Below are 13233 nucleotides of genomic sequence, written 5' to 3' on the forward strand. Positions count from 1 at the left end.
TAATATAGCAAATTTTTATTGCTCATAAATTTTTTAGATATAAGATTAATATCATCATAAATAAGATAAAAATATAACACATCTGTAATGAATTATAACATCATATTTGTATATATAGAAAGAAAAACATACAAAAAGTACAGATTACGTACTTTTTGTATGTTTTTATTAACTCTAGTATTTATTTTATTTTAGATTCTAAATTTGTTAATCTTTCATCAACAGATTTAATCATTTCTTCAAATTTTTCTTTTTTAGCTTTTTCTTCTTCAATTAAACTTTCAGGAGCTTTTGCTAAGAATCCTTGGTTTGCAAGTTTTCCATTAACTCTCTTTATTTCTCCTTCTAATTTTTTCTTTTCTTTAGATAATCTCTCAATTTCTTTTTCAAAGTCAACTAGTTCATTAAGAGGTATAAATATTTCAACACCATCAATAACTACTCCAACTGCATCTTCTGGAACATTAGATTTATCTTTTGCTATTTCAACATTTGAAGCAGATGCTAAAGTTATAAAATAATCTTTACCAAGTTCAATAGCTTCTACCTTTTCTTCACTTGGTACTATTATCAACTTAGCTTTCTTAGAAGGTGGTACATTCATTTCTGCTCTCACATTTCTTATACTTCTTATACCTTCCATCAATAAATTCATCATTTCTTCTTCTTCAACCATATTATCTTCTTCATTATATTTTGGCCACTCAGATACTATTATACATCCTTCAACAGTAGGAAGGTAAGTGTATATCTCCTCTGTTATAAATGGCATATATGGATGTAATAATTTTAATATCTTTTCAAGAACATAAGTCAATGTGTATAATGCTGCAGACTTAGCATCTGTATCTTCTCCATATAATCTAGGTTTAACCATTTCAATATACCAGTCACAGTACTCTGACCAAGTGAAATCATATATCTTTTGAAGTGCTATTCCTAAATCAAACTTATCCATGTTATTAGTTGCTTCTTTTACAATATTATTTGCTCTTGATATTATCCATTTATCTGCTAGAGTTAAATTATCTTTAACACTTTCTCTAGTTATGTTTTTAATTATATCTTCATCAATATTCATAAATACAAATCTTGATGCATTCCACAATTTATTAGCAAAGTTTCTAGCAAATTCTACTCTTTCCATATAAAATCTCATATCATTTCCTGGGGAATTTCCAGTTGTTAATGTAAATCTTAGTGCATCAGCTCCATATTGCTCGATTATCTCTAATGGGTCAATACCATTTCCTAAAGATTTACTCATCTTTCTACCTTGAGAATCTCTTACTAATCCATGAACTAATACATGGTCAAATGGCTTCTCATTCATACAGAACATACCTGCAAAAGCCATTCTAACTACCCAGAAGAATATTATATCATATCCTGTAACAAGTACACTTGTTGGGTAATAGTAGTCTAAAGCCTCAGTTTTATTTGGCCATCCTAGAGTAGAGAAAGGCCATAGTGCAGAACTAAACCAAGTATCTAATGCATCTTCATCTTGTTTAAAATGAGTACTTCCACATTTAGGACATTTATCAGGCATTTGTTTTGCTACTACTATTTCTCCACATTCTTGACAATAATAAGCTGGTATTTGATGACCCCACCATAATTGTCTTGATATACACCAATCTCTTATATTTTCTAACCATTGTAAATAAGTTTTATCAAATTTTTCTGGAACAAATTCTAGTTCTCCATTTTTAAGAATATCTATAGCTGGTTTTGCAAGTTCATCCATCTTAACAAACCATTGCTCTGATAATCTAGGCTCAACTATTGTATGGCATCTATAACAAGTTCCTACATTATGATTATGCTCTTTTATGTTAATTAGGTAACCCTGCTCTTTTAAGTCTGCTACGATAGCTTTTCTACACTCAAATCTATCCATACCTTCATATTTTCCACAAACTTCATTCATAGTTCCATCTTCATTCATAGTATTTAACTGTTCAAGATTATGTCTTAATCCTACTTCAAAATCATTAGGGTCATGTGCTGGAGTCATCTTAACTGCACCAGTTCCAAACTCTAAGTCAACATAACTATCTGCAACTATTGGAAGTTCTCTTCCTACTAATGGAAGTATTGCTGTTTTTCCTATTAAGTGTTTGTATCTATCGTCTTCTGGATTTACTGCTATACCAGTATCTCCTATCATTGTCTCAGGTCTAGTTGTAGCTATTTCTAAGAAATCCTCACTATCTTTTAGTGGATATTTTATATGATAAAAGTTTCCGTCATGTTCTTCATGTTCAACTTCTGCATCTGATAAAGTAGTTTTACAATCTGGGCACCAGTTTATTATTCTATTTCCTCTGTATATATGACCTTTTTCATACAATTTTACAAAGAATTCTATAACTGCTTCATTACACCCTTCATCCATAGTAAATCTCTCTTTATCCCAATCGCAAGAATCTCCTAATTGCTTAAGCTGATTAGATATCTTTCCTCCAAATTCATCTTTCCATTCCCAAGCTCTCTTTAGAAATTCATCTCTACCTATTTCATACTTTGTTTTACCTTCTTCTTTTTTTATTCTTTCAACAACTTTAACTTCAGTTGCTATAGAAGCATGGTCTGTTCCTGGAAGCCAAAAAGCTTCATACCCATCCATACGCTTCCATCTAATTAATATATCTTGAAGTGTATGGTCAAGAGCGTGTCCCATATGCAATTGTCCTGTTATGTTTGGTGGTGGCATCATTATTGTAAATGGCTTTTTATCTGGGTTTGGTTTAGATTTAAAATACCCCTCGTCCATCCATTTTTTATATAACCTAGCCTCAAAATCTTTTGGATTATAAGTTTTTGATAAGTTCGTATTTTCCATTGTCTTGCCTCCTATATTTTTATAAATAAATTTTTAAAATATCTCTAGAAATAAAAAAGAGCCCTTCATCCTCTTTAAAAAGGACGAAAAGCTCGCGTTACCACCTTAATTCCAAAGCTTAAAACACATTAATATATAACTAAATATTACTTAATGTTATTTTATCAACTTTGACTCTCAAAGAATTTAACGGTTCTAACCGTCTAAACTTACTAACAGTTCAGTTTAGAAACTCCAAAGCTACATTCAGTAAACCTTATACTTAGAAAATCTTACAGCCAATGAATTTTCCTCTCTTTTAGTAGTATTTACTTACTCCTCTTCTTCTCAGTCTTTAATGTTACATATTATTATATACAAATATTATTCTTTTTGTCAATTATTTTTATTTTATTTTTTCTGAATTTTCTCAATTATCTTTTTATATTTTATGATAATTGTTATTTTCTATACCATCTTTCCAACTTATTTTATCATGACAGTAAATTATACTATTATTTTGTTTAAATCTTAACAGTATTTTCTTAATTTTAAATTATATTTTCTTTATATTTCCTTTATTATTCTATATTTTTTATATTCTATTTTATAAATTATATGTTTTATTTCATAAATAATTTACTTTATTTTTTACTATATTTAAATTTATTATAAGTTTTCTTGCCAGAAATTTTTAGGTGTGATATTCTCTGTAATCGGTAATATTGTATATCCTCTCTCTTTTAAAATTCTTATAATGTTATTTAGAGCATTTAAACTTTGTTCTTTCTCATGAATTAACACTACCAATTCATCTCTTTTTCTTCCATAATACAATATATTACTAACTATTTGACTTGTAGAAGATTTCCAATCTTGTGTATCCAAATTCCAATCCCAAATTAAGTAATCATTTGCCATAAGTTTACTATATGAACCTTCTGGCATATATGGCTTACTTCCATATGGCAATCTTATTAATTTTGAGCTCTGACCAGTTATATCTTGTAAAGTATCATTACATGTATTAAACTCACCAACTGTTACCTCTGGGCTTTTATATAGCTTATGTATATCATGACTTACACTATGAAAACCTATTGAATTTTTTTCTTCTAATACTCTTTTTACTTCTTCCTTATGGTTTTTCATATTTTGATTAAGCATGAAAAATGTCGCTTTGACATCATTTTCTTTTAAAATATCAAGAAGTGCATTTGTATATTTTGATGGTCCATCATCTATTGTTATGTATGCTACTTTTTCAGAAGTAGCTCCTGGCCCTTTTGTTTCCTCTTGAGATGCTTTATACATAATTTCTCCTAAAGTATTATTTTGAGAAAGTAATTCTAGTGTATTTTCATCTTTTGTGCTTATATTTTGGACTGGAACATTATTAATTTTTTCTTCTAATAATGTTCCAGTTAAAATTAAAACAGCTATAAGAAATATCCTTATAATTACATGAAAAGCAGTCTTATTATCTTTAATTTTCATCCCCCATATCTCCCTTTTATAAAAGCATAAGTTTAAGAGTAAAAAAATTATTTTTTATACTTATTCTCTTTCTTATTGCTTTTTATATCTCTACTAAATATTTTTTTAACTTTTTCTTCTTCCTTTTCTCCTAAAGAGTCTACTCTTTTGATTCCCAAAGAAGTTAAAAATTGTAATACATTTAAATTGTCAAACGGAGTTTCCATATTTGTACTTTCACTATATTCATCGACATTTTTAGTTCCTTCTTCTACACTTAGAATACGCTTAGGACCTCCCACACAGCCTCCTACACACCCCATTCCTTCTATAAATGTAGCTTCTATCTCATTATTTAAAACTTTCTTTAAACCGTCCATACATTCTTTTGTTCCTTCAAATGCTTTTTCTTCAAATTTTATGTTTTTGTCAATTCTTCTAACTGATAATTTAACCGCTTTACTTACACCTCCTGTTCTAGCATAAACTCTACCTGAAAGGGATGCCTCTACTCTATTACTTTCATCCATTATCGCTGGATTTAACTCTAATGCATCAAATATTTCTTGTAACTCTTTAAATGTAAGCACAAAATCAACTGCATCCTTTATATCTTCTAACATTGCTTCTTTCTTTTTCGCCATGCAAGGACCTATGAATACAACTTTAGCATCTGGATTCAAAATTTTTACAGCTCTACCACAAGCAATCATAGGAGAAACAGATGGCGATACATTCTCCAATATTTGAGGAAAACTATTCTGTATCAAACTGACCCAAATAGGACAGCAACAACTAGTTATAAAGCATCCTTCTTCATCTTTTTTCATATGTTCGTAATAGTCATATGCTTCTTTTGCAGTAAGCATATCCGCCGCCAAAGCAACTTCTATCATATCTTCAAAGCCTATCTTTTTTAATGCAGTTCTTAATTTACCAGGGCTTACATCTTTTCCAAACTGACCTACAAAAGCTGGTGCTACTATTGCATATACGGGACTCTTTATGTCTTTTAACAATTTTATCATTGGTATAAATTCTATCTTATCTGATATTGCACCCAACTTACATCTTGATACACAATCACCACAAGCACTACATACATCTTCCTCATTACAATTAATATGCTTGCTTCTTATTTTACATGACTTATCTTCCTTATTATTTTCATCACAATATTTACAAGCATCTGATATTATAGATATTATTGGTCTTTTGACTTCATCTAAATTTACAGCTTCATGTAGTGTATCTTTTAAATTTTTGTCTGTGTCTCCTGTTACATCTAATCCCATAGTCACCCTAATTAAATTTACCATAGTATCTTTATCAAATTTTTCACCAAAATTAGTTTTTAAATTTTCATTTAAGTTTTCATTTAATATTTTTTCAGGTAAGTTTTCAATATCCTCTGTATCATCATTCCAAACTGCCTTTACAAGTTCTCCAAAAAGCTTCATCTTATATATTTCTAATATTTTAGAATTATCATTTCTAGTATCCATAAAAAATAGTACCTCCGTAAATTAAACTTATATATGTTTAATATTTACAAAGATACTATTTTTTATTTATTATTTACTTACTATTATTGATATAATTTATTTAATTTCTTTAACATCTCTATTTCAAGCATTATTTTCATTAAATGATAGTTGAATACAGGACTTTTTTCTTCATCTATATTCCAGTCTAATTCATCTACATTATATATTTTCTTAAGGTATTTATATGTATGCTCCTTCAAATAAAGTTTATTTTCTAGTAACTCTATAGACTGCATGTGAAAATGTATCTCTCTACATATCCTTAAGGCATTCTCAATTTTTTCTATATTAGTTTCACTCAAACTATAATCCAACTCATCAATAAGTTTTGAGTATATTTCTTCTAATTTTTCTACTTCTTCTTCAAATCTCTCTACATCTAAATTATTTTTTCTGAGTATTTTATCTTCAATAAGTAACATTGAAAGTTCTTCTATCTTTTTAAATTCATCTATAACACTATTTAGATAATTTGGTCTAGCAACATAATAATTAACAAGTACCCCAAATAAAACACCTACAGATGTATCTAATACTCTATGTAAAGAATAATATACAGGGTCATTATTACCTACACCTAAATGTATAGCCAGAAAGGTTACACAAGCAACTACTACTGACTTTATTTTAAACAGATTACATAAATATATTGAGCACATTACTCCTAGACCACATAAAAATGGGTCTCCAGCTTTAGTGATGGCAAATATGAATCCTATTATACCACCTAAAATAGTACCTTCCACTCTATTGATTCCTGTTTTTAAAGAACCTTTTACTGTATCTTGAACAGAAATTATACATGCTACCAAAGAATAAAACATATTCTCAACTAAATAGTCACCAAGAAGCATACATAAAGTTACACTAATTCCTGTCTTTATGGTTCTCATACCCATCTTTTGAAGTTTCAAAGTTCCACCTCCTAAAAAGCACCTTATATAAAATACGCATCCTCATATTTAATATGTTCCTAGTATATCACAATTTTTTAAATTTACCCATTAATCATATTTTTTTATCAATTACTTCTTAATTTAGACAATAAAAAAAACTGCTTTAAAGCAGTTTTTTTATCCTATCTCTACCATTTTACCTTCAATTGCAAAAATTATCTTTTCACATACATTTGTTATGTGGTCTCCAATTCGTTCAAGGTATCTTCCTATAAGTAAAAGTTTTACTCCTTGGTCTATAGTATTCGTATTTTCATGCATTATTTTTAGACAGTCAATTTGTACTTGTTCATACAAACCATCTACAATATCATCTTTAGTTCCTACATCATAAGCTATACTTGCATCAAATAAGATTAAAGCTTCTCTAGTCTGAGACATCATATCCTTACACTCTTTTGCCATCTTAGGAATATCTATCAGCTCTTTTATATAAGCTTCTCCACCTATTTTCAACATTTCTCTAGCTATGTTGGCTGCATAATCTCCTATTCTTTCTAACTCTATTGATATATTTCCTAATGAATAGATAAATCTTAAGTCTCTTGCCATTGGTTGCTTTAATACTATTAGTTCTATACTTTTATCTCTTATCTCTTCTCTCAATTTATTTATCTCTTCATCATTTTCTACTACTTTTCTTGCACCCTCTAAATCCTTCTCTATCATACAAGTCACAGACTTTTCTATTGCTTCTTCACATTTTTCCATCATAAGTACTGTTTGTTCCTTTAAAGTATCAATACTTATATCTAAGCTATTATTGACCATTGTCTAACTCCTTTATAGTTATATATTTTAACCAAATCTACCTGTTATATAGTCTTCTGTTCTTTTATCTACAGGAGTGGTAAACATAGTTTTTGTATCACTAAATTCTATAACCTCTCCATTTAAGAAAAAAGCTGTTTCATCTGATATACGAGCAGCTTGCTGCATATTATGAGTAACTATGACTATTGTGTAGTCTTTTTTTAAGTCTTCTATAAGTTCCTCAACTTTTAATGTTGAAATTGGGTCTAAGGCAGATGTAGGTTCATCCATTAGAATAACTTCTGGTCTCATAGCAATTGCTCTTGCTATACATATACGTTGTTGTTGTCCACCAGACAATCCTAATGCAGATGATTTAAGTCTATCTTTAACCTCATCCCAAATAGCTGCCCCTTTCAAACTCTCTTCTACAATCTTATCTAATTGTTTCTTATCTCTTAGTCCCTGTGTACGAGGACCATATGCAACATTATCATATATACTCATAGGAAATGGATTTGGTTTTTGAAATACCATCCCTACTTTAGTACGAAGATTTATTACATCATCTGAAGTATATATGTCTTCTCCATCCACAAAGATGTTTCCTTTAATTGTTACATCTTCTATTAGGTCATTCATTCTGTTTAATGTTCTTATAAAAGTTGATTTTCCACATCCAGATGGTCCTATTAAAGCAGTAACTTTATTTTCTTTTATATCCATATTTATTTTATTTAATGCTTGCTTGTCACCATAAAATAAATCCAAATCTTTTACACTCATTTTTATCTTATCGATTAATTCCATTATTCACACCTCTTAAATTTAATAATTAGCCTTATTTAATTTCTTAGCGACAAATCTTGCTAGCATATTTAGTGCTAATACAATTACTATCAAAACAATTCCTATACTAGCTGCTGTTGCTATATCTCCACTCTCTTTAGTTAGCAAGTATGAGTGTACAGTTAGTGTTCTTGCACTATCAAATATTCCACCTGGCATCTTAGCTACAGTACCTGCTGTAAGTAAGATTGCAGCTGATTCCCCAATTATACGACCAACTGACAAGATTACTCCTGATAAGATTCCTGGTATCGCACTTGGAAGTACTACCTTGTATAAAGTCTGAAATTTAGTAGCCCCTAATGCTAATGATGATTCTCTATATGCTTGAGGAACTGTCTTTAAAGCTTCTTCTGTTGTACGAATTATTACTGGTAAAATTATTATTGCTACTGTAAGAGAACCTGCAACTATTGAGTATCCCATTTTTAATGTAACAACAAAGAAAATTCCTCCAAATAATCCATACACTATAGATGGTATTCCTGATAAACTTTCAGTTGCAAATCTTATTGCTGTAACTGCTTTTCCTTTCTTTGCATACTCTTGCAAATATATAGCAGCTAAGATTCCTATAGGAGTTGCTACAACTATAGAAACTACTACTGTGTATAATGTTGTAATTATCATTGGAAGTATACCACCATCACCTGATGCTGAATAATTGCTAAATAAGAAATTAAAATTCATATTTCCAATTCCCTTTATAAATATAAATCCTACTATGACTACTAATGATACTATTGTAAATAGTGCTGATAGGTATACTAATAACTTTAATGTATTTTCTCTGAACTTTCTCATCCTAATTTACCGCCTTATTTGAAAGTTTATTTAAAACTAAGTTTAAGATTAATATAAATGTGAACAATACTACTCCAGTTGCAAATAGCATTTCTTGATGTGTACCAAACGCATATCCCATTTCAAGTGCTATATTAGTTGTAAGTGGTCTTACACTATCTGTTATTGAAGTTGGCATAACTGGTGAGTTCCCTGCAACAAGTATTACTGCCATTGTTTCTCCTAAAGCTCTTCCTACTCCTAATACCACTGCAGCTAATACTCCAGATTTTGCAGCTGGTAATACAACTTTAAATATTGTTTCTATTTTTGATGCCCCAAGTGCTAATGAACCTTCTTTATATGCTTTTGGTACTGCTCTTATAGCTGTTTCTGATACAGATATTATTGTTGGTAACATCATTACTGCTAATACTATTACTATTGCTAATAAACTTTGACCTTTTGGAAGATTGAATATGTTTTGTATCATTGGAACTATCACCGCAAGACCAAATACACCATATAATACTGAAGGTATACCTGCTAGAAGTTCAACTGCTGGTGACATTATTTTTGCTAATCTCTTAGGTGCTACTTCTGCTATAAATATAGATGTTAATATTCCTACTGGTACTCCTATCACAAGTGCTCCAAGTGTTGCAAATATTGAAGCTACTATCATAGATGATATTCCAAATTTATTAGCAGAAGGAACCCAATCTGCACCAGTTAAAAAATCTATAAATGAGTATCCCTCAAATATAAATGGTCTTAGACCTTTATAAAATACAAATCCTATTATCAAAAGTAAACTTGCAACTGCTACCAAAGCACTAAGTAGAAAAATATTTTTTGCTACTTTTTCAACTATATATTTTGTCTTGTTGCCATTATTGTCATTTTTTTCTAAACCTACTAACCTAGATTTTACTATCATAATATCCTCCCATTAAAATATACTTATCGATTTTAATTCTGTATTCAAAATTTAAATTTTTATAATTCGTATCAATTAAATTTTCTATACTTTTATTCTACTTTTTTTAAGTTAAATCTATATTAGGATTAAGTTAAACAAGTGTAAAATTATATTCACTTTTTTAACATCGATTTTACTTTTAGAACTATTTTTGACATTTAGTTTACATTATGATGTTATTTGATTATATTAAAATAGCAGATATAAGTAATAATACATTTTCCATGTAACTCATTACTTATATCTGCTATTGATATTTATTAATTAAATTTAGTCCTTTATAACCTATACATTCATATTATTCCTTATTAAAATAGTATCCTGCTCCTCTTATTGTTATAATTTTTTGAGGATTTTTATAATCTTTTTCTATTTTCTTTCTCAATCCGTTCACTGCAACTACTACACTATAATTATCTTCTAAATATTCATTTAACCACACATGTTCATATATCTCTTTAGTAGTTAATGTCTTTTCGGGATTCTCTATAAAATAATTTAATAATTTATTTTCTGTTGGAGTTAATTTTATTATTTTGTCTTCTAATTTTATTACTCCACTAGTTCTATTATATTCCTCTAATTTCGAATTACTTTCATTGCTATTTACATATGAATTTACTCTTCTTAAAATTGCTTTTACTTTTGCATATAAAATTTCCAGATTTAGAGGTTTAATTAAGTAGTCATCTCCTCCAGAATTTAAGGCATTTAAAATACTTTGGTCTTCATTTATGTAAGTCATATAAACAATTGGACAAGTAGTTACATTTCTTATTTTCTTGCAAAGAGTCCATCCATCACCATCAGTTAAGATTATCTCTAAAAATATTAAATCATATCTATTGCTAAATATTTTTCCAATAGCTTCTTCACAGCTATATGCTAAATCTATAGTTATCCCTTTTCCTTCTAAAAAGTTTTTCAATTCCTGGCAATTATTCTTGTCTCCATCTATTATTAATATCTTAGTTTGCATTATAATCACTCCTAAATATCATTATTCTTTTATATTAAATAACCCATTATTATGAAAAACATAGACTTAATTTTATTGTAAAAACAGTTCCTTTTCCTAACTGCGAATCTACAAAAATTTCTCCATTATGTTCTTTTATAATGGACTTTACAATATATAACCCTAACCCTTGACCTGTTGAAATGTCAGTATCTCTTGCTGTAAAGAATCGTTCAAATATCTTTGGTATATTTTCTGGTGGTATTCCTTTACCATTATCAGAAACCTTAATAACTGCAAATCCATCTTCTTTATTCATTGACAAACTTATCTTCCCATCATATGAAGTAAAGCTTAAAGCATTATAAATTAAATTTTCAAATGCTCTAGCCAATCTTTCTTTATTTATCTTTGCATATATTTTTTTATCTAATATACTCAATTCAAAATTTACACCACATGCTTGTGTGTCTGGTAAGTTATTTTCATATATCTCTTTGATGAAATCATTTAGACATATCTTCTCACTAATACCAATCTCTTTATCTTGTGATGTAAATTCTTGTAGACTACGTACTCTATTCTGTACCTCATTTGATTTTTGATTTATGGCATATAGATACGACTTTGTCTCTTCATCTACATGAATATTACCAACCTTTATTAAATCTATAAATGCCTGTATAGCTGAAACAGGTGCTTTTAAATCATGAGCTACATCAGCCAAAAACTTTTTACGTTCATTTAATAGTGTTGTAAGTTCACTAGTTCTTACTTCAACTTCATGTTCAAGATTCTTTGTGAGTTTTTCATTTTCCTTTATTATCATCCTGTTCCTATGTATCATCATAATAGAAAATAAAATTACAATTATAAATCCACAGTATTCTGTTTGCCATCCAGTAAATATAGGCTCAAACCTATTACTCGTTACTGCATCAAATAATACGCTAATACCAAACACAATGTTCACTGAAACTAAAATATAAGAACTTATATGTTTAGAGCATGTCCTTTTGTAGATTGAAACTAGTGAAGACACAAAGATATAAATAAATACAATATATTTATATATATCTATTAATTTTCCATACATGTCAACAAAATATATATCATATGGGAGAAGAACAACTGGTATCACAATAGATATGATACACATTGTAATTCCTAATGGCAAAATTAAAAATCTATATCCCTTTTTTTCTTCTATTTTTGATATACTCCCATTTATACAAATAATACATAAGACTGCTATAAAATATGATGCATCTTCAACTGCATATGTAAAGTTTACTAATGGAAGTCCCAGTAAATGTACAAAAGGATATGAGACATGTATTGCAAAGAAAATACACATACATCCAAAATAAAAGTAGAGTTTGCTTTTTTTTGATAAAAACCAAACAGCTAGTGAAAATACAGCTATTGCAAAAGTTGTGAAACAAATTATACTATAAAAAAGTAATCTATAAAATATCATATTACTTATATCTTTTGTTTCTCCTAATGCAGGTGGATAATACATACCACTATAATAATGTGAGAAATTAGAAACATTGATTATAATTTCTGTATCTTTCTTTGCTACAAAACTCACTACTGAATTTTTAATTTTTGGTCTATATTTTTCTGTTCCTACCTCTCCCAGTTTAGAAACTATTTCTCCATTTATCCATACTTCACTTGCACAAAAAATTTCAGGAATCTCTAGACTCAACACCTTATCCTTACCTTCATTTTTTATCTTCATACGATAAGTTGCATTGCCATATGGTGACTGATTCTCTTTTCTCATAGAAAAATCTGGATATTGACCTATAAAAATGTATTCTGGTTCTATATGTTGCTTTATAAAATCATTCGGTTTAAATATTTTATGATTATAAAACTCCCAGTCATCTATTAGGAAAACAAGTTTATTTTTAGTAAAAGTATCATTATTTATAGTTAAGATTCCATTACTTGCTCTAATAGACTTATATGTATATTTGTTATCATATTTATACAGAAGATTTAATCCTGTTATTGCCAACAGAGAGACTATCAATACAATGAGAGTTCCTTTTAGTATGTTATACTTTTTCATTGCATCAACCACATCT

At 28.8% G+C, this 13233-nt stretch carries 10 protein-coding genes and 1 other annotated feature; all 10 genes read right to left on the bottom strand.

The window, feature by feature from the left end:
* Positions 1-181 precede the first annotated feature (181 nt).
* Positions 182-2848 carry a valine--tRNA ligase gene (locus Q3304_RS11280; protein ID WP_054271704.1) on the bottom strand — a complete coding sequence of 889 codons (2667 nt, stop codon included), beginning with the start codon at positions 2846-2848 and terminating at the stop codon, positions 182-184.
* Between the two features lie 76 nt (positions 2849-2924).
* Positions 2925-3186, bottom strand: a binding site (T-box leader).
* A 310-nt stretch (positions 3187-3496) separates the two neighbouring features.
* On the bottom strand, positions 3497-4324 hold the full coding sequence (locus Q3304_RS11285) for a polysaccharide deacetylase family protein (protein ID WP_054271705.1): 828 nt from the start codon (positions 4322-4324) through the stop codon (positions 3497-3499).
* Between the two features lie 47 nt (positions 4325-4371).
* Positions 4372-5808: a [Fe-Fe] hydrogenase large subunit C-terminal domain-containing protein gene (locus Q3304_RS11290; protein WP_054271706.1), complete on the bottom strand. Its 1437-nt coding sequence runs from the start codon at positions 5806-5808 to the stop codon at positions 4372-4374.
* 83 nt (positions 5809-5891) lie between these two features.
* Positions 5892-6764: an aromatic acid exporter family protein gene (locus Q3304_RS11295; RefSeq protein WP_054271707.1), complete on the bottom strand. Its 873-nt coding sequence runs from the start codon at positions 6762-6764 to the stop codon at positions 5892-5894.
* A 159-nt stretch (positions 6765-6923) separates the two neighbouring features.
* Positions 6924-7577, bottom strand: a complete 654-nt coding sequence (gene phoU / locus Q3304_RS11300; RefSeq protein ID WP_054271708.1) for a phosphate signaling complex protein PhoU — start codon at positions 7575-7577, stop codon at positions 6924-6926.
* A 27-nt stretch (positions 7578-7604) separates the two neighbouring features.
* Positions 7605-8369, bottom strand: coding sequence for a phosphate ABC transporter ATP-binding protein PstB (gene pstB, locus Q3304_RS11305; RefSeq protein ID WP_054271709.1), 765 nt, complete (start codon positions 8367-8369; stop codon positions 7605-7607).
* 18 nt (positions 8370-8387) lie between these two features.
* Positions 8388-9212: a phosphate ABC transporter permease PstA gene (pstA, locus tag Q3304_RS11310; protein WP_054271710.1), complete on the bottom strand. Its 825-nt coding sequence runs from the start codon at positions 9210-9212 to the stop codon at positions 8388-8390.
* 1 nt (position 9213) lies between these two features.
* The gene (pstC, locus tag Q3304_RS11315) at positions 9214-10131 is read right to left on the bottom strand and encodes a phosphate ABC transporter permease subunit PstC (protein ID WP_054271711.1); all 918 of its coding nucleotides are present in this window, start codon (positions 10129-10131) and stop codon (positions 9214-9216) included.
* Between the two features lie 340 nt (positions 10132-10471).
* Entirely contained in the window at positions 10472-11152 is a 681-nt protein-coding gene (locus tag Q3304_RS11320; RefSeq protein WP_021386210.1) for a response regulator transcription factor, read from the bottom strand.
* A gap of 49 nt (positions 11153-11201) precedes the next feature.
* Entirely contained in the window at positions 11202-13217 is a 2016-nt protein-coding gene (locus Q3304_RS11325) for a sensor histidine kinase (protein WP_407814954.1), read from the bottom strand.
* Between the last annotated feature and the right edge of the window lie 16 nt (positions 13218-13233).

Origin of the sequence: Clostridioides sp. GD02377 (genome assembly GCF_045899875.1) — a bacterium.
GTDB classification, from domain to species: domain Bacteria; phylum Bacillota; class Clostridia; order Peptostreptococcales; family Peptostreptococcaceae; genus Clostridioides; species Clostridioides difficile_A.